Source organism: Bradyrhizobium sp. USDA 241 (genome assembly GCF_049739505.1).
Classification (GTDB): domain Bacteria; phylum Pseudomonadota; class Alphaproteobacteria; order Rhizobiales; family Xanthobacteraceae; genus Bradyrhizobium; species Bradyrhizobium liaoningense.
The window spans coordinates 4,094,100-4,114,917 of sequence record NZ_JBMGPZ010000005.1 but is presented as its reverse complement, the minus strand read 5'-3'; the positions used below and the strand labels follow the sequence as shown (position 1 = coordinate 4,114,917).

The window sequence follows — 20,818 nt, the reverse complement described above, 5'->3', positions numbered from 1 at the left end:
GGCTGCGCCGCGCCCCGGAATGACAAGGGGGTGGAATGGTCAGGTTTGCCAGCAGAAGGACGCGGCAGCATGCCGTCCTCTCGAAGGATTTCGAGCGCGAGCTGACGCGGGAAGTGCTGCGCACCGAGCTGTTGCGGGTGCGGGCGCTGATCCTGACGGGGTGCGTCATGATGCTGTTCCTCACCGCGATCTATTTGCTCGATCCCGCCGTGGTGAACCGGGTCTGGCGCGGGACGGAAGGGATCATCCAGGTCTACGGCCTTCTCCTCTGCTTCATCCTGTTCGAGGTCTGGGTCCACACCCAGATCAGGAAGAATCTCCGCCTCGATCGCGACCTGCCGGTGATCAGGCGCTATATCGGCGCGCTGATCGAGACCTCGGTGCCGACCGTCATCCTCATCCTGCAAATCCGGTCCATGGGCGCGAGCCAGGCTCTCGGTTTCGCAGTACCGCTGATGTACTTCATCTTCATCATCCTCTCGACCCTGCGGCTCGATTTCTGGCTTTCCACATTCACGGGTCTCGTGGCTGCCGCCGGGCTTCTGGCGGCCGCGCTGCACTACAACCTGACGAGCGAGACCGGCGAGCCCCTGATCTACTTCCACGCCGTGCGCAGCGTGGTCATCCTGATCTGCGGCGTGCTGGCGGGTGCCGTCGGAGCGCAATTGCGGCGGCAATTCGCCGCGAGTATTGCGGCAGCGACCGCGCGCGACCGCGTGACGAACCTGTTCGGGCAGCACGTCTCGCCCCAGGTGGTGGAGCGGTTGATGGCCGCCGGAGCCAGCGCCGGCGGCGACCTCCGCCGTGTCGCGGTGATGTTCGTCGATTTCCGCGGCTTCACCGCCGGCGCGCAGTCGCGCACTCCGCAGGAGGTGGTCGATCGGCTCGACGGCGCCTTTGCCGTGCTGGTCGACATCCTCGACCGCCACGGCGGCATCGTGAACAAGTTTCTGGGCGATGGTTTCCTCGCGCTGTTCGGGGCGCCGCTGGAGGCTTCCGACGCCGCGCACCGCGCGGTCGCCGCCGGCCGCGAGATGCTGACCGCGATGGACCGCATCAACGCGCAGACGAGCTGGCCGCTTCGCATCGGCATCGGCATCCATTTCGGCGAAGTCGTCGCCGGCAATATCGGCTCGCCCCGGCGCAAGGAGTACACGGTGATCGGCGACACCGTGAACTTTGCCTCGCGCCTGGAGGCGTTGAACAAGGAGTTCGGCTCGCAGTTCCTGATCTCGGCATCCGTGCGCGAGGCGCTGGGCGACGACGGCAGCGACGCCGTCGCGCTCGGTGAAGTCGAAGTGCGCGGCTACGTGCAGAAGGTGCAGGTGTTTCAGCTGGGGTAGCGCGCATCATGCGTCGCCGCACGCAGGTCTCTTCCATCATCGGCGATTGCTCCGATTGCTCCGAATTTTGGGACATGACGAGCGATGCGGCCGGCTTGTAGAGTGCCGGCGACGCGGCCGGTCGCGGCCGTCACTTGCATGAGGAAGAGACGATGCAGCGCCGCTACGTCACCGTCGACGTGTTCACCGATCGCGCCTTTGGCGGCAACCAGCTCGCCGTGGTACTCGATGCCGGCGGGCTGTCGACGCAGCAGATGCAGGCGATCGCCACCGAGTTCAACTATTCCGAGACCACCTTCGTGCTGCCGCCGCGCGACAAGGCCAACGACGCCGAGGTGCGCATCTTCACCCCGGTTCGGGAGCTGCCGTTTGCGGGCCATCCCAATGTCGGCACGGCCTTCGTGCTGGCAACGATCGCAAAAGAGTCGAAGCCGCGGCTGCTGTTCGAGGAAAAGGCCGGTCTGGTCCCGGTCGATATCGTGCGGGAGCAGGGCAGGGTGATCAGCGCCGAGCTCACCGCCCCACAGCAACTGGCGAGGCTTGCGCAGCTGTCCGCGGCCGACGTCGCCGCCTGCATTTCCCTGACCGCGGATGACATCAAGACCGATCATCACGCGCCGCAGGTCGTCGGCGTCGGAACGCCGTTCGTGGTGGCGGAGGTGGGATCGCGCGAAGCCGTGCGCAGGGCCAAGCCAGATGCTGCAGCGTTTGGCCGGATGCTGCCGCGCGACGGCGCTTTCTCGGTCTACTTCTACACGCGCGATGTGCCGGCAGCGGAGGCGCCCTGCGAGCGTCAGGCGCGGATGTTCTTTCCCGGCGCGAGCGGCCTGATCGAAGATCCCGCCACCGGCAGTGCGACGGTTGCCGCCGCCGCGCTGTTCGCCGATCTCGATCCCATGCGCGACGGCGAACTGAAGCTCACCATCGGCCAGGGCTTTGACATGGGCCGTCCCAGCATGCTTCTCACCCGCGTGCGCAAGCAGGACGGCAAGATCGTCTCCGCCCATGTCGGCGGGAGCTGCGTTCAGATGATGGAAGGGACGTTCACGCTGGCAGGAGAGGCTTAGCCCGTCATTCCGGGGCGCGCGAGCGCGAACCCGGAATCCATCGGGCCGCAGTGTCGGTGGGTGCATGGATTCCGGATTCGCGCCAAGAGGCGCGCCCCGGAATGACGGCGGCAACTACACCTGCCGTCCCGCCAAATTCTTCACCGCCACCCCGTCGCGCTCCTCGATGATCTCCGCGATCATCTGGCGGTGGCAGTGGGTGTGGTCGCGCTCGTAGCAGAGCAGGCAGACAGGCCCGGCCTTCTTCACCAGCGCCGAGAGTTCGTCCATCGCTTCCCTGGCTTCTGGCGCCTTCAGGTGCTTTGAGAAGATCTTCTCCAGCACGTCGTACTGGCCGCTGCGGGCGGCGAGGCGGCCTTCCTTCGGTGTGCCGAGCGCGGCGAGATGGACATAGGCGATCCCACGCTCGTCGAGGCCTGCCGCAAGCTGCTTCTTGGAAAAGCCCGGGCGGCGGGACGACGTCACGGCGCGCACATCGACCACGAGCTTGACGCCGGCTTCTTCCAGCTCGTCCAGCACGGCCTTGGGCGGCGTCTGCTCGTAGCCGATGGTGAACAGCTTCCTCGCCTTTGTCATGGGGACTCCTCAGGTCACGACACGGGAGGTCGTCATGGCCGGGCTTATCCTGGACAAGCCCGGCCATGACGTGAGGAGGCCTTGGTGCTCCCAATTGGCCATCGCCCGCTCAGCTCACCCGCGCGATCAGTTCCATGGCGCCGTGCGGCGCGCGCACCTTGCCCTCGTGGATGACATAGGCGAACACGTCCCGCGGCTCCTTCTTCGGCTTGCCCTCGTCAACCTTCGGAAGGTCGTCGGGTTCGCCGCCCGAAGCCCAGTCCTGGAGGCGCTTGGCCCAGGCATCGAGCTGCTTCGGCGGATAGCAGGTCTTGATCTCGTCATTGCCCTTCTGGAGCCGCGCATAGACGAAATCGCCGGCGACGTCTGCGATGGCCGGATATTTGCCGTGCTCGGCGAACACGACGGGCGTCTCGAACTTGCGGATCAGCGCGACGAAGTCCGGCGTGCAGAAGCTGTCATGGCGCACTTCCACGACATGGCGCAGCGCGCGCCCGTCGAGCTTGCGCGGCAACAGCTCCAAAAACTTGCCGAAATCAGCGCCGTCGAATTTCTTGGTCGGGGCGAACTGCCACAGCACCGGCCCGAGATGGTCGCCGAGTTCCAGCACACCGGAATCATAGAACCGCTTGATGGAATCGCCGGCCTCGGCGAGCACGCGGCGGTTGGTGGCGAAGCGCGGTCCCTTCACCGAAAACACGAAACCATCAGGGACTTCGCTCGCCCATTTGCGAAAGCTCTCCGGCTTCTGCGAGCCGTAATAGGTGCCGTTGATTTCGATCGAGGTCAGCTTCGAGGCGGCGTAGGACAGCTCCTTCGCCTGCGCCAGCTTCTCCGGATAGAACACGCCGCGCCAGGGCTCGAAGGTCCAGCCGCCGATGCCGATGAAGATGTTGCCGGATTTTTTTGACGCGGTTTTTGCTTTGGCCACGGAATTTCTCGCATCGACGGGGAGGGACCCCATCCTAGTCAAACCAGTTGTGATTGGCCAGTTGGCCCGCCCCGTCTAAGCTTGCGCCCGGACCCGCGAAAAAAGGAGAACAAGATGCGGATGCTGTCGGTGGGAGCCGCGCTCGTCATGATGACATCTGCTGCCATGATATGGCCCGCTTTGGCCGATGACGACGACGCGAGAAGCGCACAGAAGCTCGCCCAGCAGGGCCGCGACGATTACTGGCATTGCCTGGCGCGGGAATATTCGCGCGACTCCAATCAAGGCCTGTCGGAGCAGGATTTCGGTCGCTCGGTTGCGGGCGCCTGTCCATCGGAGCGGCAATATTACCGGGTCGCGTTGCTCGACTATCTCACCACGCAGTATCCGAACATCGATGCCGGCGCCCATCTCGCCACCGCGAACAGGGCGGTGGAGGCGGCGCAGAAGGACATCGTGACGGCCTTCGTCAAGCACCGACCGCCCGCCAAATAAGGAGTGGCGAATAGCGAATAGGGGGCAAGGCCGGTTTCCTCATTCGCTACTCCCCATTCGCTATTCGCCCCCTTTCGGCACCTCTTCCGGCCGCGCGCTCATCCATGGTATCACTCGCCGCATCTGGAGCAGGGATGGACTTGCATGTCGTCTGAGTCGGTGGGGGGCATTCTGGGGGCGATCGTCGCGGCGGTCGTGCTTGCGGTTGCCGTCGTGTTTGGGCCGATCGGCCAGTACGGCAAGCCGCCCAGGCCGGCGAAAGTCGAGTCGGCCCCGGCACCGGCCGCCCCCGCCGCGCCCGTGCCGCGCGGCCCGATAATCCGGGAAGTGCCCAACCAATAGGGCGCGAAAATGGGGTTTCCGCCCCTTGCGAAGCGCTTCTGCCGTCCCCATCTAGTCTTTAACGGCGACGTTGAGCGAACAACTCCGTTGCTGGGACGACCTTGGAATAGCTCAGGCCTGCGCCGGATGTACGCGCGGTCTGCCGTTCCGGGGTCGTTGGCATTTTAGGGCCTCTTTTCGGCCGTTCCCCAGAGACCCCGGCTTGGCAGCGCAGGACGCGGCGGATATACGCTGCCGTCATGAACGAAGCGATCAGACCCGGCGCCGACATCCCGCCGCAGGCTCAAGAGGGGCCGGAACTGTCGGTCATCGTCCCCACCTTCAACGAGCGCGACAACGTCACGGTGCTGTACCGGCGGCTGGAGGCGACGCTCGCCAATATCGCGTGGGAAGTCGTGTTCGTCGACGACAACTCGCCCGACGGCACCTGGGACGTCGTGCGCGCGCTGGCGCAGCGCGACAGCCGCGTGCGCTGTGTCCGCCGCATCGGCCGTCGCGGCCTCTCGGGCGCCTGCATCGAAGGCATCCTCGCCTCGAGCGCTCCCTATGTGGCCGTGATCGATGCCGACCTCCAGCACGACGAGACGCAGCTGCCGAAGATGCTGCTGCTGCTCGCCAGCGATCAGGCCGACCTCGTGGTCGGCAGCCGCTACATCGAGGGCTACAAGAGCGAAGGCTTCAACAAGCAGCGCGCCGGAGCCAGTGCGCTTGCGACCGAGGTCGCCAGGAAGATGCTGCGGGTCGAGATCGCCGATCCCATGAGCGGCTTCTTCATGATTCGCCGCGACCGTTTCGAGCAGCTCGCGCCAAAGCTCTCCGTGCACGGCTTCAAGATCCTGCTCGACGTCGTCGCGAGCGCGCACGGCAGCTTGCGCGCCGTCGAGATCCCCTACACTTTCGGCGCCCGCCAGCACGGCGAGAGCAAGCTCGATTCCATGGTCGCACTCGACTTCCTGGGTCTCGTGCTGGCCAAGCTGACCAACGACATCGTCTCGCTGCGCTTCATCCTGTTCGCCATGGTCGGCGGCATCGGCCTCGTGGTGCACTTGACCACGCTGTTCATCGCGCTTCAGCTGTTCAACGCGCCGTTCGCGGAGGCGCAGGCCGCCGGCGCCATCGTCGCCATGACCAGCAATTTCATCCTCAACAACTTCCTCACCTATCGCGACCAGCGGCTGAAGGGCTTTGCGCTGCTGCGCGGCCTCATCGCCTTCTACATCGTATGCAGCGTCGGCCTGCTCGCCAATGTCGGCGTCGCTTTCTCGGTGTACGACCAGGAGCCGATCTGGTGGCTGGCCGGCATGGCCGGCGCGCTGATGGGCGTGGTGTGGAACTACGCGATGTCCGGACTGTTCGTCTGGCGCAAGAAATAGCACGCCATGGGCGGGGCCGACGCGCGGATCGTCCGCAACACCGCGCTGCTGATTCTCGCGCTGGTCGGATTGCGGCTCGTTGCGGCCGCATTCACGCCGATCACGTTCGACGAAGCCTATTACTGGATGTGGTCAAAGAATCTGGCGGGCGGTTATTACGACCACCCGCCGATGGTCGCCTATGTGATCCGCGCCGGGACCATGATTGCCGGCGATACCGAGCTCGGCGTCCGCCTCGTCTCGATCCTGCTGGCGCTGCCGATGAGCTATGCGGTCTATCGCTCTGCCGCGATCCTGTTCGGCGGCGCGCGCGTGGCCGCGACCAGCGCCATCCTGCTCAACGTGACGCTGCTGGCCTCCGTCGGCACGCTGATCGTCACGCCCGATGCGCCGTTGCTGGTCGCCTCCAGCTTCGTGCTGTTCTTCCTCGCCAAGGTGCTGGAGACCGGCCGGGGCGCCTGGTGGCTCGCGGTCGGCGCGGCGGTCGGCGCGGCGCTGCTGTCGAAATACACCGCGATGTTCTTTGGACCGGCGATCCTGATCTGGCTCGCGGCCGTGCCGAAGCTCAGGCGCTGGTTTCTCTCGCCCTGGCCCTATCTCGGCGGCCTCGTTGCCTTGGCGCTGTTCTCGCCGGTGATCCTGTGGAATGCGGACCATCAATGGGTCTCGTTCGCAAAGCAGCTCGGCCGCGCCAGGATCGAGGACTTCCGCCCCGTCTTCATTGCCGAGCTGATCCCGACCCAGATCGCGTTCGCGACGCCGCTGGTCTTCATCCTCGGCGCGATGGGCCTGCACGCGCTGACCTGGCGGCGCGCCGGCGCGCTGGCCTCGCGCGTGCTGATCGAGACGATGTTCTGGACCATCGTCGTCTACTTCGTCTGGCATTCGCTGCATGCCCGCGTCGAAGCCAACTGGTTCGCGCCGGTCTATCCGCCTTTCGTCATCGCCGCGGCGGCCGCCGCCAACCTCGTGCAGTGGAAGCCACGCCAGCGGCGCCTGGTCGATTTCTGCCTGCGCTGGGCGGCGCCAACAGGCATCGTGATGTTTGCAGCCCTGATCGTGCAGGCCAATACCGGCTGGCTGTCCGGATATCGCCGCGATGCCACGGTGCGCAGCGTCGGCGTCGGCTGGCGCGAGCTAGCCGCCGAGATCGAAACGGTGCGCGTGCGCAGTGGTGCGACCTGTGTGCTGGCGCAGGATTACGGCACCACGGGCTGGCTCGCGTTCTATCTGCCGCGCGGCACCTGCGTTGCGCAGCATACCCAGCGCATCCGCTGGGTCAACATGCCGGAACCCGATCCCAGGCTGCTCGCCGGCAAGCTGCTCTATGTCGACGAGCTGCGCGCAGGAGGCCATCCCGCCCTCAACGCCCTCTTTGCGCAGGTGACGCAGATCGCGCAATTGCAGCGCAAGCGCGGGCCGCTCGTGGTCGAGACCTATGGCATCGACCTGCTCGAGGGCGCCAAGGGCGAGGTGCTGGATCGCTCGCCGCCGCCGGAAGCGCGGTAAGCCCTACTGTCCCCCATCGTCGTCCCGGCGAACGCCGGGACCCATACCCCCAAGGAGAAGTTTGGCGAAGGCTGTTCGTGGGCGGTTTTTCAGTTCGGTACGGCAACCTGCGCTCATCGATAGATCACGCGGTATGGGTCCCGGCGTCCGCGGGGACGACGGCGGAGTGTTGGGCCGATGGCAATGGCTATTCAGCCGATCATCTCGGCCTTGGTCGAGGCCTGACCCGGCCCATCCCGGTCGCGCCAGAACCAGACCGTCACGATGCCGGAGCGGCCGCGGACCTGGGCGAGCAGGGGGCCGGACAGGATGCCGTCGGGAGCGCCGCTGAAATCGGCAGTGTCGAGCAGCGTATCGCTCAGCGCGAGCTGCGCATCGTTCTGGGCGGCAATCTCCATCAGACGGCTTGCGACATTGACGGTATCGCCTGTCGCCGTGATGTGCTGATGGCTTTCGCCGAGCCGGGACGCGACGATCGGGCCGCAATGCGCGCCGATCTTGAAACCGAGTTGACCTGCGATCGCCGGCGGCAGCGAGGCGATCCAACGTTCGAGGCCGCGATGCAGGTCGATCGCGCATTTCAGAGCGCGCGCCGCGTCGTCGGGCATCGCGCGCGGCAGCCCGAACAGGATCATGGCGCCGTCGCCGAGAAAGCCGGTGATCATGCCGTCATAGTCGATCGCGGCCTTGTCGATCAGTGCATGAAACGCCTTCAGGAGAGTCCTGAGTTCGTTCGGATCAATTCGCTCGCTCAGTCCGGTGAAGCCGGAGAGATCGACGAAGACCACGGCTGCATCCTGCCGGACGGGTTTCGACAGGAAGTTCGGATCTCGCGCCAGCCACTCCTGCAGCGCCGGAGCCTGGAATTGCGCAAGCGACCGGCTCTTGGCGGCAAAATATTGCGTGCGGCGGCCTCCGGCCCACAGTTGCACGCCGGCAAAGACCGCAACCGGCGGCATTGCCGCGGCCAGCGTGGTTGCGGCGTTGAGCCAGACACCGTGCGTGAACGCGAACAGGTTGACCCCGGCCCAGGCGATCATCACCGCGGCCGCCGTCATGATGCCCAGCGCGCTGCGCCGCCAGGCGAGCAGCCCGACCAGCAGCATCGGCAGCAGGATCGCAGTGAGCGCGTCGGCAACGCGGACCCTGCGGTCGCGCACCATGGCGTCGCCGGCGACGAGATGCGTGATCGCGGTCGAGACCACCTCGACCCCGGGCATCAGGGAATCGAAGGGCGTCGGATAGAAGTCGCCGCCGCCGGCGACCGAGGCGCCGATCACGACGATCCGGTTCTCGATCGCCGCGCGATCGAGCGTGCCGTCGAAAATGCTCTGTGCGCTGACGGTACGGATCGTGCGACGCGGGCCGTAATAGGTGATCGGCAATGCCAGATCGCCGTCGGTCGGCACCGCGCGATCGCCCAGCATGAGATGGTCCGGCGCGACCGTCAGCGGCTGGTCGAGCGCGCGGGCCGCGACGCGCAAGGGGAACGACAGCTCGACCTTGTCGCGCGTCCGGAACAGCATCGGCACCGACAGCGGTGAGCCCGATTGTCCCGTCGCGACGTTGACGACGCCGACCTCGGCGTGTTCGGCGAACGCGGGCAACGGCTGCAGGAAGCGCTCGGCCTGCGGCAGGGCGGCGAGGGGACCTTCGCTGCTCGGATCCACGGTTTCGCTGGCGGAGGGGAAGATCGCCGCGGCGGCGAGCACCATGGGACCGGTGGCGAGCGTGCTGGCGAGCGTGGCATCGCCGATCGCAGCGCTGCGGTCGACGAGCAGGAGATCAATCCCGATGACCTTCGGCTTGAACTGCACGATGGTGTCGACGACACGGGCGAGATCGGCGCGCGGCAGCGGATAGCTGCCGCCGCGCTTCACCACGGTGTCGTCGATCGCGACGATGGTGACGAGATCGGGTGGACGCCGCACGCCGCGGGCCTGCGTCCGCCAATCCGTCAGCGTGGCTTCCAGGCGGTCGAGAAAACGCAGACGGCCGTTGGCGTGCGCGGCAAAGATGCCCGCGCCCCACAGCGCGGTGAGGACGAGTGCCACCAGGATCTGAACGCGTCGGTTGCGCATGCGCTCGTTCTGCAATCTTCTATCGTCCAAATCTCGTGGGCGAGCGTTGTTGACCCGGTCTTATTGTCCGAGTCTTGCCATGAGCGCGTCGACGCGCGGCTGGCCCCAGGTCTTGACGGTCAACGGGCCGGTTGCCTCGACATCGACGCCTTCGCCGGGTCCGAGCACGACGCCGCGTCCACGAGCCCTTCGGGTCACACCGACCCGGCCGTCGGCGACGAACACGGAGGTCTTGGCGTCGGCGACATCGACCGCCCATTTGGTGCCGCGCACCGCGGCGATCGCTTGCGGCGTCAGCACCTTGAACGGATTGCCCCGCGGCTTCCGGGGCACCTCGACCAGCAAGGCTTTGCTGCTCAACTCCACGGAGTCTATATGTCCGTCGCGGTTGGCGTCCTTTAGTTCAAATCTGGCGCCATTTTCCGCAACGATGGTGATGCCGTTGTCGCAGCGCCAGGTCTGCGTCCCGGCGGCCGACGGCGATGCCGTACAGCCCAAATTGGCACCAGGCTGCGCAGTCGCAGATCCAATCAACAGAAACGACCCCGCCAGGGCGAAAAACCCTGCGCGCGCGATCCCTCTCATGCCAGCCTCCGTTTGCGTGCACGGCACAGTTCAGGGCAAATCGATACGGTACCGTATGACGCGCAGAGGCTGCTGAAAAGTGCCGAGGTAGGAGCTACTTTCTCGCGGCGGCGATTACCAGAACCGACGTGATCAACTTTCGGTCACGGCACCGTGCCGGGTGAGGGCGCAGGGCTCGACGGACGCCCGGCCCACCAGCCTCGCGCAACGCTTCCGCGCTACGGTCAGGGCTAGTTGGCGACCACGAAAATGACGTTGTTGAGTGTCTCGTGGGTGCGGCCGCAAGCCTCGAAGACCTGACGTAAACCGGTCGAGAAACATGGTTAACAGATGCGGCTAAGTCCGTAGTTCTGCGGGCTTTTTTCTCAAAACGGGACAACGTTGACGCGTTGCCCCATATCCGCCCGAACTTAATCTGCATTTAACTAAAAGTCGCCCTAATGACGCTCCGACCCTCTGCGAGATGCTGTTCCCGGATCGTGACCAGCGGCACTTTGAAGGGGGACCGAGTGACACCGTCCTGGACGCAAGGCGAATGAGTACGAGTATCGCTGCGCAAAGTATCGCGGCACGGAAGTCCAAAAATCCTGGCAAGAATTCGCTTCGGAAGCCTTCCCGGAAAATGACCACGGCCAATTGGCTGGGCACCGCGGCGATCGGCTGCGTCCTGATGGGCGCCGGCTGGATCATCTACAGCAACATTCTCGGCGCGAGCGTCTACCCGACCGTCGGCAGCATCGGCTACGACGAGCCGGTGATCAGGCGCGCGCCCAAGGTCGTGCTGCGCGAGGCCGGCGAGGCCATCCGGGAAACCTTCGCGCTGCTGCCCGACCGGCTCCAGGTCGCAGCTCCGATCTCGCGCGAGATGTTCAACGAGCGCTTTGCCGCGGCCGCGACGCAAGGCGTGCCGTCGAATGCGGCGAGCGCAGCGCCCCCGACTCAGGTTGCGCTGGCCAGGGAGATTTCGAAGGACGCCCCGAAGCAGAGCGTGGTTGCGAGGGTCGCCGACGCGCTGAAGCCGGCGGCCAAGACTGCTGACAAGACCGCTGACAAGACCAAGCGCGCGCCGGATGCCCAGATGCAGCTGGCCTCGGCCGATCCGGCCCAGAGCGTGCCGGCGCCCGAGGCGCAGCCGAAGTCGTTCGCCGATCGCGCCAAGGCCGCGGTGATGTCGATCACCGGGCCGCGCCAGTCGATGGTGGAAAAGCTCTGGGGCAAGCGCGAGCCGTCCGGCGGGCTGCTCGCCTACGCCTCGGCCGATGCCAGCGTGACCGCGTCCATCGCGCCGAAGGAGCAGAACCCGATGCTCGGCGGCGCGCCGCCCTATGAGCGCGACACCGCGGTGTACGACATCACCGCGAAGACGGTGTATCTACCCGACGGAACCAAGCTCGAGGCGCATTCGGGCCTCGGCTCCAATCTCGACGATCCGCGCTCCTCGAAGATCCGCATGCGCGGCGTGACGCCGCCGCACATCTACACGCTGAAGCCGCGCGAGGCGCTGTTCCACGGCGTGCCGGCGCTGCGCCTGACCCCGATCGGCGGCGAGAGCGCGATCCACGGCCGCGACGGCCTGCTCGCGCATACCTTCATGCTCGGGCCGAACGGCGACTCCAACGGCTGCGTGTCTTTCAAGGACTATTACGCGTTCCTCGACGCCTACCGCAACAAGGGCATCCGCAAGCTCGCGGTGCTGGCGCGGGTGGAGTGAGGCGCGCTCACGTCGCCATCGTCTTGCGCAGCGCGTTCCCGGCGAGCGGTCGCCGTCAACCGAACCTGCCTCGCATCGAGCGGCCGGCAAGGAGCCGCCATAGACCGGCCCGACCGGTTGCTTTGCCATCGATCGCCATCATTCGCCGCAAGCGATCGTCGGTTCATGCGAGTTCTCCCCTTGGAGCCGCGGTTCCCTTACCTGGTTGAATGCGCCCGTCGTGGAACGTTGATATCAGGCCGCAGGACATCTCCCACAACGTGGCCGGCTCGAAGCGGCGGCACGACAGCAAGCGGAGCTGACGAGTGATCAGCGCACAAAGGACGCACTTTTGGAAATGCGGAGAGTACCGACTGCGAGCGGAGTTTCAGGAGCGGCAGGTGTCCGCGCGCCCCTGAAGCAGATGTACAACTTTTGCGAGATACATCGAGGCCTTGCACTGCGCTCGGGTCGATAGATTGACGTGCGCTGCGCCACACGCCTACGCTCGATCGATGCCTGGAACCATCCAAGAGGAGATCAAGCGAATCGAGAGACAGATTGAAATCTATGAAGCTTTCGATCTGGCCGAGAAGGCTCGGTTCAATCGCGAGTCCTTCCTTTGGACCGCGGAAGATCGTATAGAGTGGCAGGAGCTTCAGGCCGACAACGCGCTCATGCTTCGCAAGCTGCGCGAAGAGCGAAATGCCCTGCTCGAACAGCTAAGACCGCCATAACCACGATTTCACCAGCCTTGAAGGGAGTCGGCTCGACCAAGGTTGGCCTCGCAACCAACTTGCCTGAAGGTTGTGCTTGAGCCGAAGCAACAACGGCGCTTCGATCTCGAACCTTGTTCATTGCCTCTGCCGTATTTCGCCGGATTCTACGAAGTTCCTTTTGATTGCAGTCGCTACCTGGCTGCCGCTCAACCGGCTCAGCGCGATGCGGCTCGAGAGCGAGCAGGCCATCGGGAAGAAATAAAGCTGCAGCATCGCACGCTCCATCAAGTCAGTGCTTCGACTTGCGCGATGATCGCGAAGCGGTCCGACAATTCGGCCAGCGCGACCTGATGGATCGTCCGGGCGTCCAGCGTGCCGCCGCGGCCGTCGGGCAGGTCGCGGGTGGCGCAGGCGTCGGCCGCGATCGTCGTGCGCAGGCCGAGGTCGAGCGCGGCGCGGGCAGTCGAACTGACGCACATGTGGGTCATGAAGCCGGCCAGCACGATGTTCTTGAGTCCGGTCGCGGCCAGCCGGGCCTGCAGGTCGGTGCCGGCAAAGGCGTTGGGCAGCGCCTTCTCGATCACGGGCTCGCCGGCGAGCGGCATCAGGCGCTCGACGATCGCGCCGCGCGCGGCCTCGCGGTCGAACAGGCCGCCGGCGCGGCCCTTGTGCGCGACATGGAAGATCGCGGCTCCGCTCTCGCGTGCGCGCGCGAGCAGGCGCGCAGCCGCGGCGATCGCCGCTTGCGCATCGGGCAGGACCAGCGGACCGGCGCAATATTCGTTCTGGATGTCGATCAGCACGAGGCAGCTCTCGTTGAGCTTCGGCGGATTGAGATCGGCGCCGGCGAGTTCGAGGAGGGTCTTTGGAGCGGTCATGCTGGTCGGGCCTTCTTGGATGTCGTCTTGGGATGTCGGATGAGGCGACACTAGCGCAACTGATGCCTGCCATTGTGCAGGAATATTGCGGCATACGGCTGCAAATTTGCAGGATACGCCATCGCCTGCTAGGCTCGCGGAATGAACTGGGACGACCTGCGCATCATCGCCGCAGTGAGGGACGAGGGCACCTATGCCGGCGCCAGCGCGCGGCTGCGCATCGACGAGACCACCGTCGGCCGCCGCCTCTCGCGCATCCAGCGCGACCTCGGCGTGCCATTGTTCGACGCCGTGGACGGGCTGCGCCGGCCGACGCGCCACTGCGAGGCGGTACTCGAGCATGTCGGCGCGATGGCGGCGCATGCGGCGGCGATCGACCGCATCAAGGAGAGCCAGCCCGGCCCGGTCGGCCGGCTGCGCATCGCCTCGACCAATGCGGTAGCCGAAGAATTGCTGGCGCCGCATGCGGCCAGCTTCCTGCGCGGTCACCCGGGGTTGACGCTGCAATTCCTCACCTCCAGCGGCAACGTCAAGTTCTCGCGCTGGCAGGCCGATCTCGCCATCCGCCTGCGCAAGCCGGAGAAGGGCGACTTCACCATCTCCAAGCTCGGCGAGGTCGGGCTGTATTTCTTCGAGCCCGCGGACCGCAGCGGAGCCGAGCCGGTCGCGTGCGTCTATCCCGACGAGCTCGATGCGATCCCCGAGCAGCAGTTCCTGCGTGCCAAGCGGCTGACGAACGTGCGCTGCGTCACCGACAATGTCCGCATCATCCGCACCATGATCCAGTCGCATCAGGCCATCGGCGTGCTGCCCGAACACAGCTGCGGGCCGCTGCTCGCCGACCGCAGCCTCCGCGCCACGCTGCTGCCGAAACGCCGCGACGTCTGGCTCCTGGTGCAGAACCATCTGAAGCGCGATCCGGCGACGCGCGTGACGATCGAGTGGGTACGTCACTGCTTCAAGGATTTGTCACACGGCTGACCGCTGGCGACGTTCATGGTCTCGCATTGAACGCGGGCCGCGGGACGTGCGACCAAATTCGCAAGTTCGCTGAGGGATTGCACGCGCGCGCAGGTTGCGTAATCTCGCGACGACTACGTCTTTGAACAGGGCAGCTGCATGACCACTCTTGAGCAAACGATCCGTCCCTCGGCACGATCGCGGGAATGGAAGGCGATCGTCATCCTGATCCTGCTGATCCCGGTGCTGTGGTCGCCGCCGTTCCTGTTTCGCTACTTCCTGCATCAGCCGTTCAACATCCCCTCGAATTCGATGGCGCCGACGCTGATGGTCGGCGACTATGTCTTTGCGGCGAAATATGCCTATGGCTACGGCCGCTATTCCTTCCCCTTCGCTTCGTCCTGGATATCAGGTCGCGTCTTTGCCGCCGAGCCCGAGTATGGCGACCTGGTCGTTTTCCGAACGCCAAGGGATACCTCCGTCGATTACGTCAAGCGCGTGGTCGGGCTGCCCGGCGACCGCATCCAGATGCAGCAGGGCCGGCTCATCCTCAACGACCGTCCGGTGACGCGCGTCGCGCTGAAGGAGGCACAAGCCGGCGCCGCCTGCGGAGGCGATGACGAGGCGAAGGTTAAGCGCTGGCGCGAGACGCTGCCGAACGGCGCGAGCTATGTGACCTACGACTGCCTCGACAATGGTTTCCTCGACAACACCAGCGTCTACGCCGTGCCGCCAGGCCCTTCGTGCTCGGCGACAACCGCGACAATTCCACCGACAGCCGCATGGCGTCCACGATGGGCTTCATCCCGATGGACAATCTCGTCGGCAAGGTGACGCGGATCCTCTGGTCGCTCGACGATGACGGCGAGCCGCGCTTCGAGCGGTTGGGGAAAGTGGAGTGAGGCCCCGTCATTCCGGGGTGCGGCCACTTGGGCGCGAGCCCGGAATCCATAACCACAGGCCTTAGTTGGCTATCCCAGGATAAAGATCATCCCAGTTTGGGTTCTGCTCCTCGATCAGCCGCGTCTTCCAGTCGCGACGCCACTTCTTGAGTTCTTTCTCGCGGGCGATGGCGGTCACTGCATCGTCGTAGATCTCGAACAAGACGAGCTTCGAAACGTCGTACTTCGTCGTGAATCCGGGAACGGCTTTGGTCCTGTGTTCATACACCCGACGAACGAGATCGCTGGTCACGCCGATGTAGAGCGTGCCGTGCTTCTTACTTGCGAGGATGTAGACATAGTAGGCCATTCCATCCGCCGGTGGTTATGGATTCCGGGCTCGGCGCTGCGCGCCGCCCCGGAATGACGAATCCACCACCATCTTAGCGTGTATCACCTGAAAACAAAAAACCCCGGCATCGCTGCCGGGGTTTCGCATGTCTCGACTGTGCCTGAGAGGCTGGACTTAGAAGTCCATGCCGCCCATGCCGCCGCCCGGAGGCATTGCGGGGCCGGCGCCGCCCTTCTTGGGCAGCTCGGCGACCATGGCTTCCGTGGTGATCAGGAGCGCGGCAACCGAGGCTGCGTTCTGGATCGCGGTGCGGACCACCTTGGTCGGGTCGATGATGCCCTTCTTGACGAGGTCGGCATATTCGCCGGTCTGGGAGTCGAAGCCATAATTGTAGGCCTTGTTCTCCAGGATCTTGCCGACGATCACCGAGCCGTCTTCACCGGCGTTGATCGCGATCTGGCGGGCGGGAGCCGACAGCGCCTTGCGCACGATCTCGACGCCGGTCTTCTGGTCGTCGTTCTTGGTGCGCAGGCCCTTGAGCTGCTCGGAGGCACGGAGCAAGGCGACGCCGCCGCCCGGGACGATGCCTTCCTCGACAGCCGCGCGGGTCGCATGCATCGCGTCATCAACGCGATCCTTGCGCTCCTTCACCTCGACCTCGGTCGCGCCGCCGACGCGGATCACCGCGACGCCGCCCGCGAGCTTGGCGAGACGCTCCTGGAGCTTCTCACGGTCGTAGTCCGAGGTGGTCTCCTCGATCTGCGCCTTGATCTGGGCCACGCGCGCCTCGATGTCGGCCTTCTTGCCGGCGCCGTTGACGATCGTGGTGTTCTCCTTGTCGATCATCACCTTCTTGGCGCGACCGAGCATGTTGAGCGTGACGTTCTCGAGCTTGATGCCGAGATCTTCCGAGATCGCCTGGCCACCGGTCAGGATCGCGATGTCCTGCAGCATGGCCTTGCGGCGATCGCCGAAGCCCGGAGCCTTGACGGCCGCGACCTTCAGGCCGCCACGCAGGCGGTTGACGACGAGGGTCGCGAGAGCTTCGCCTTCGACGTCCTCGGCGACGATGACCAGCGGCTTGCCGGTCTGCACCACGGCCTCGAGCAGCGGCAGCAGCTCGTTCAGCGAGGAGAGCTTCTTCTCGTTGATGAGGATGTAGGCGTCGTCCATCTCAACGCGCATCTTGTCGGCGTTGGTGACGAAGTAGGGCGAGATGTAGCCGCGGTCGAACTGCATGCCCTCGACGACGTCGAGCTCGGTCTCGAGCGACTTGGCTTCCTCGACGGTGATGACACCCTCGTTGCCGACCTTCTTCATGGCGTCGGAGAGGAACTTGCCGATCTCCTGGTCGCCGTTGGCCGAGATGGTGCCGACCTGGGCGATCTCGTCGTTCGAGGTGACCTTCTTGGAGTTCTTCTGGAGGTCCGCAACGACCGCCTCGACAGCGAGGTCGATGCCGCGCTTGAGGTCCATCGGGTTCATGCCGGCGGCGACCGACTTGGCGCCTTCGCGCACGATCGCCTGGGCCAGCACGGTTGCGGTGGTGGTGCCGTCGCCGGCCGCGTCAGCGGACTTGGAGGCGACTTCGCGCACCATCTGGGCGCCCATGTTCTCGAACTTGTCCTCGAGCTCGATCTCCTTGGCGACGGTGACGCCGTCCTTGGTGATGCGGGGAGCGCCGAACGACTTGTCGAGCACGACGTTGCGGCCCTTCGGGCCGAGCGTCACCTTCACCGCGTTGGCGAGAATGTCGACGCCGCGCAGCATCTTGTCGCGCGCATCGACCGAGAATTTGACTTCTTTGGCTGCCATCTGGAATTTTCCTTGGAATGGTTTGACTGGAGGGAGAGGGGGCTCTTAGGCCGCCTTCTTCTTGGACTCGCTGACCTCGAGAACGCCCATCACGTCGCTCTCCTTCATGATCAGCAGGTCCTGGCCGTCGATCTTGACCTCGGTGCCGGACCACTTGCCGAACAGCACGCGGTCGCCGACCTTCAGGTCGATCGGGATCAGCTTGCCGGACTCGTCGCGGCCACCCGGGCCAACGGCGACGACTTCGCCCTGGGAGGGCTTTTCCTTGGCAGTGTCGGGAATGATGATGCCGCCAGCGGTCTTCTCTTCTGCGTCGATGCGCTTGACCACGACGCGGTCGTGAAGCGGACGGAATTTCATGCAGTCCTCCTAAGCAATTGCACGTGTTGAGGATTTGAGATTGTTAGCAGTCGTTGCCCGCGAGTGCTAGCACAGGCGAAGCTGAGATAAGCCAGGAATTTTGCGGGGGCAAGGCCTTCTAGCAGAAAAATTAGCACCCGAAAGCGCGGACTGCCAGAATCTCTTTGCCATCGTTAACCGACGCCGGACCCGTATTAGCACGGAGGTGTATCTGCTGCTAACGCATTGAATTTCAACAGCTTGTTAAACTTTTGGGCTTGAGATGAGTTGTCAGTTTGCGTCACATTTCTCTCATGTGAGCGCGTCGTTTCCGGGTGGCTCCCGGGGCACCGATCAAGCCACCCCCCGAATGCGCTCCTGCAAAGGAGGTTTGGCATGGGACTGCGGAGTGGGGGCGTTTCCGAGGATTTCCGGAAACAGATGCTGGGCTACGGACTGACGACGGCGCAAATTCTCTATCGGATGCCGGATCATCCGTCGCTGCTCCAGACCTACGTCTGGCAGAACTACGACATGTTTCCGAAATTTCCGGCGCTGAAGGATTTCCTGGCGTTCTGGCAGGAAAAGCTCGACGGCCCCCTGCATTCGGTCACGGTGGCGCATTCCAAGCTGATCAAGCCGGCCGAGCTGCGCGCCGTGGATGGCGTGTTCCGGCTGCATTGAGCGCGAGATCAGGCGCCGCTGCTGCAGTAGCGTTTCCACATCGCGCGATAGGCGTCGTCCACTGCTCGCGCATATGAGATGGGGTTGCCGGCGGCCGCAGCGTTGATCTGTGCGGGCAGTTCGCGGCGCAATCGATCGAGATCGCCGATCCGCGCCGCGCGGCCGACTGCGATCTCGACATATGCCTCATCGCTGTCTGCGACCCAGTCCGGCAAGCCGAGCGCGGAGAGGATGGCGCCGGCGGCACGGCTGGGCAGACTGCTCCCGAGCTTCGCCACCACGGGCACGCCCATCTGCAGGGCTTCCAACGTGCTGACGCCGCCGTTCTGTGGGAACGGGTCGAGCGCAATGTCGACGCGATTGAACGATGCCAGATGTTCGCTCCGCAAGGTGGCTCCGAGCAGATCGACGCGTTCGGCCGGCAATCGACAAGCCGCAAATCGCGCCAGCAGCTTGTCGCGGACCAGTTGATCGTCCAGCGCAACATCCTTGATCAGCAGTCGCGCCCCCGGGACCCGGTCGAGAATCCTGGACCAGACTTCCGCGGCCTCGTCCGAAATCTTGCTGATGCGGTTGAAGACACCGAATGTGACGAAGCCGTTCGAGAGAGCAGGCGCCTGCGCCCGCGCAATCCCGGCCGGCAGCGGCGCCAGCGTCACGAAGCATGGCAGGTCGACAACGGTCTCCGCAAACAAATGCCGAACCGCGGCAGGAATCGCGACCGGATCCGAGAACAGATAGTCGATCGTCGGCAGCCCGGTGCCGGTGCCGTGGCCCCAGCCGTGCACCTGGATCGGTGCCGGCTTGCGCGCAAACACGCCGAGGCGGTTTCCTCTGGTGTGGCCGGACAGGTCGATCAGAATATCGACGCGATCGGTGCGAATCTGAGCGGCGAGGCGATCGTCGGTCCATTGCGAGGCGTCACGCCAGCGGTCGGCGATTCCCTGAAATTCGCTCGTTGTCGCATCCGCTTTCGACGAGCAGGAGTAGCACACGATCTCGAACTGCGCGCGGTCATGGTGTTGCAGCACGGGCTCGAAGATGAACGCAGCCGAATGCGCGTTGAAATCCGACGAGACATAGCCAAGCACCAGACGCCGATCCGGATCGCGGCTGTTGTCGTGGGGTGCCGCCGCCACCTCTGAAGCGATCTTCGCGCCGATCCGCTCCCACCAGACTTGCCGCGCTTGCTGATGCTGTTCGACGCTGGCGTCCGCCACGAAATCGAGCGTGAATATCTTGCTGGAGATCGCGCTCTGGAGGTCAGGCCGGATGTCGAGAGCTCGGTCGAAGCTGGCGAGGGCTTCGCCGACCCGGCCCAACCCCGCGAAACAAAGGCCCAACACAAGGTGGGCTTGGTCGGAATCGGGAGCGATCGCGAGAGCCCTCTCGCAATCGGACAATGCTTCGGCAATTCGCTGCGTCTGGAGCAGGACATTGGCGCGCCAGAGCCATCCGTTCACGTCGTCGGGTGCCAGGGCGATTGCCCGATTGCAGTCCGCCATGGCCTCGTCAAATCGCTGAAGCTCCCGCAATGCGACGGCGCGGTTCGCCAGCGCCGCGGCATAGTCGGGCTTGATCGAGAGCGCGCGGTTCAGGCTTGCAAGAGCTTCGTCATAGTTGCGCAGGCGGCAGAGCGCAGAGCCCCGGCCGTTGTGGGCTTCGGCGAGGTTGCCGTCCATTGTGAGCGCCCGATCGTAGCTATCGAGCGCTTCGAGGTGCAGATCAAGCGCCGCGCTTGCGTTGCCGAGATTGGACAGGGCCAGGGCGTAGTTGGGCTTTAAGGCGAGTGCCTTTCGATAGCTTGCTCGGGCCTCATCGTGGCGTTTCAGCCCGTTGAGCGCGACGCCCAGGCCCATGTGAGCTTCGGCAGATCGCGGATCCACGGCGACCGCCCGGCTCAGTAGAATTTCAGCCTGCTGATAGTTCTTGGCATCGGACTCCAGAATGCCGAGCATATGCAGCGCGATGAATTGATTGGGCGCGATCTGCAGGAGTTGTCGATAGGTCACACGTGCCTCGGACAGGAGTCCCTTCTTGTGCAACTCGAGTGCGCGCTGGAGCAATGGCAGCACTTCGGCCTTTTGCCGTTTCTGAAGCCGGGCATTCTGAAATGCACGCTGACCGACGCTGCTGCCCATGAATCAATTCCCCCAGATCTCCCGGCGAGATTAATTCAGCGAGAGAATGAATACGAG

20 protein-coding genes and 1 pseudogene are annotated in these 20,818 nt (G+C 64.8%); 11 read left to right on the top strand and 10 right to left on the bottom strand.

Features of this window, described 5'->3' with window-relative positions; translation table 11 throughout:
* Positions 1–35 precede the first annotated feature (35 nt).
* Positions 36–1,343, top strand: coding sequence for an adenylate/guanylate cyclase domain-containing protein (locus ABIF91_RS41770; protein ID WP_028179253.1), 1,308 nt, complete (start codon positions 36–38; stop codon positions 1,341–1,343).
* A 152-nt stretch (positions 1,344–1,495) separates the two neighbouring features.
* The gene (locus tag ABIF91_RS41765) at positions 1,496–2,410 is read left to right on the top strand and encodes a PhzF family phenazine biosynthesis protein (RefSeq protein ID WP_028179252.1); all 915 of its coding nucleotides are present in this window, start codon (positions 1,496–1,498) and stop codon (positions 2,408–2,410) included.
* A 114-nt stretch (positions 2,411–2,524) separates the two neighbouring features.
* Here ABIF91_RS41765 and ABIF91_RS41760 read toward each other — a convergent pair whose 3' ends face one another.
* Positions 2,525–2,986 (bottom strand): DUF488 family protein, encoded by a 462-nt coding sequence (locus tag ABIF91_RS41760; protein WP_028179251.1) that lies wholly within the window; start codon positions 2,984–2,986, stop codon positions 2,525–2,527.
* Positions 2,987–3,095: 109 nt separating this feature from the next.
* Entirely contained in the window at positions 3,096–3,917 is an 822-nt protein-coding gene (locus ABIF91_RS41755; protein ID WP_028179250.1) for a DUF72 domain-containing protein, read from the bottom strand.
* 114 nt (positions 3,918–4,031) lie between these two features.
* Between ABIF91_RS41755 and ABIF91_RS41750 the strand changes: the two genes are divergently transcribed.
* From ABIF91_RS41750 to ABIF91_RS41735, 4 genes are all read left to right on the top strand, one after another.
* A complete protein-coding gene (locus ABIF91_RS41750) occupies positions 4,032–4,412 on the top strand; it encodes a hypothetical protein (RefSeq protein ID WP_028177352.1) in 381 nt (126 codons plus the stop codon).
* A 144-nt stretch (positions 4,413–4,556) separates the two neighbouring features.
* On the top strand, positions 4,557–4,754 hold the full coding sequence (locus ABIF91_RS41745) for a hypothetical protein (protein ID WP_028177351.1): 198 nt from the start codon (positions 4,557–4,559) through the stop codon (positions 4,752–4,754).
* A 239-nt stretch (positions 4,755–4,993) separates the two neighbouring features.
* Positions 4,994–6,127 carry a glycosyltransferase family 2 protein gene (locus ABIF91_RS41740; protein WP_028177350.1) on the top strand — a complete coding sequence of 378 codons (1,134 nt, stop codon included), beginning with the start codon at positions 4,994–4,996 and terminating at the stop codon, positions 6,125–6,127.
* 6 nt (positions 6,128–6,133) lie between these two features.
* Positions 6,134–7,636 carry a glycosyltransferase family 39 protein gene (locus ABIF91_RS41735; RefSeq protein WP_424579779.1) on the top strand — a complete coding sequence of 501 codons (1,503 nt, stop codon included), beginning with the start codon at positions 6,134–6,136 and terminating at the stop codon, positions 7,634–7,636.
* A 191-nt stretch (positions 7,637–7,827) separates the two neighbouring features.
* Here the strand turns inward: ABIF91_RS41735 and ABIF91_RS41730 are convergent, their stop codons facing one another.
* Positions 7,828–9,717: a CHASE2 domain-containing protein gene (locus ABIF91_RS41730; protein WP_028177348.1), complete on the bottom strand. Its 1,890-nt coding sequence runs from the start codon at positions 9,715–9,717 to the stop codon at positions 7,828–7,830.
* Between the two features lie 60 nt (positions 9,718–9,777).
* Complete coding sequence (locus ABIF91_RS41725) at positions 9,778–10,302, bottom strand: FecR domain-containing protein (RefSeq protein WP_028177347.1); 525 nt, start codon at positions 10,300–10,302, stop codon at positions 9,778–9,780.
* Between the two features lie 622 nt (positions 10,303–10,924).
* On the opposite strand from ABIF91_RS41725, the gene ABIF91_RS41720 reads away from it, so the two are divergent.
* Together ABIF91_RS41720 and ABIF91_RS41715 are read left to right on the top strand one after the other, a co-directional pair.
* A complete protein-coding gene (locus tag ABIF91_RS41720; protein WP_028177346.1) occupies positions 10,925–12,013 on the top strand; it encodes a DUF2778 domain-containing protein in 1,089 nt (362 codons plus the stop codon).
* A gap of 494 nt (positions 12,014–12,507) precedes the next feature.
* Positions 12,508–12,729, top strand: a complete 222-nt coding sequence (locus ABIF91_RS41715; protein WP_028177345.1) for a hypothetical protein — start codon at positions 12,508–12,510, stop codon at positions 12,727–12,729.
* 117 nt (positions 12,730–12,846) lie between these two features.
* On the opposite strand, the gene ABIF91_RS41710 is transcribed toward ABIF91_RS41715, so the two are convergent.
* Both ABIF91_RS41710 and ABIF91_RS41705 read right to left on the bottom strand, forming a co-directional pair.
* Positions 12,847–12,984 carry a hypothetical protein gene (locus tag ABIF91_RS41710; RefSeq protein WP_155251790.1) on the bottom strand — a complete coding sequence of 46 codons (138 nt, stop codon included), beginning with the start codon at positions 12,982–12,984 and terminating at the stop codon, positions 12,847–12,849.
* Positions 12,985–12,995: 11 nt separating this feature from the next.
* Positions 12,996–13,589, bottom strand: coding sequence for a cysteine hydrolase family protein (locus ABIF91_RS41705; RefSeq protein WP_028177344.1), 594 nt, complete (start codon positions 13,587–13,589; stop codon positions 12,996–12,998).
* A gap of 141 nt (positions 13,590–13,730) precedes the next feature.
* Here ABIF91_RS41705 and ABIF91_RS41700 point away from each other — a divergent pair, with 141 nt between their 5' ends.
* The gene (locus ABIF91_RS41700) at positions 13,731–14,570 is read left to right on the top strand and encodes a LysR family transcriptional regulator (protein WP_028177343.1); all 840 of its coding nucleotides are present in this window, start codon (positions 13,731–13,733) and stop codon (positions 14,568–14,570) included.
* Positions 14,571–14,708: 138 nt separating this feature from the next.
* A pseudogene (lepB, locus tag ABIF91_RS41695) lies at positions 14,709–15,451 on the top strand (signal peptidase I).
* A gap of 61 nt (positions 15,452–15,512) precedes the next feature.
* On the opposite strand, the gene ABIF91_RS41690 reads toward lepB, so the two are convergent.
* From ABIF91_RS41690 to groES, 3 genes are all read right to left on the bottom strand, one after another.
* A complete protein-coding gene (locus ABIF91_RS41690; protein WP_028177342.1) occupies positions 15,513–15,800 on the bottom strand; it encodes a GIY-YIG nuclease family protein in 288 nt (95 codons plus the stop codon).
* A 156-nt stretch (positions 15,801–15,956) separates the two neighbouring features.
* Positions 15,957–17,597, bottom strand: coding sequence for a chaperonin GroEL (gene groL, locus ABIF91_RS41685; RefSeq protein ID WP_035696468.1), 1,641 nt, complete (start codon positions 17,595–17,597; stop codon positions 15,957–15,959).
* Positions 17,598–17,642: 45 nt separating this feature from the next.
* Positions 17,643–17,957 (bottom strand): co-chaperone GroES, encoded by a 315-nt coding sequence (gene groES, locus ABIF91_RS41680; RefSeq protein ID WP_024340799.1) that lies wholly within the window; start codon positions 17,955–17,957, stop codon positions 17,643–17,645.
* 375 nt (positions 17,958–18,332) lie between these two features.
* Here groES and ABIF91_RS41675 point away from each other — a divergent pair, with 375 nt between their 5' ends.
* Positions 18,333–18,620, top strand: a complete 288-nt coding sequence (locus ABIF91_RS41675; RefSeq protein ID WP_028177340.1) for an usg protein — start codon at positions 18,333–18,335, stop codon at positions 18,618–18,620.
* An 8-nt stretch (positions 18,621–18,628) separates the two neighbouring features.
* Here the strand turns inward: ABIF91_RS41675 and ABIF91_RS41670 are convergent, their stop codons facing one another.
* Positions 18,629–20,761 carry a tetratricopeptide repeat protein gene (locus ABIF91_RS41670; protein ID WP_028177339.1) on the bottom strand — a complete coding sequence of 711 codons (2,133 nt, stop codon included), beginning with the start codon at positions 20,759–20,761 and terminating at the stop codon, positions 18,629–18,631.
* Positions 20,762–20,818 lie beyond the last annotated feature (57 nt).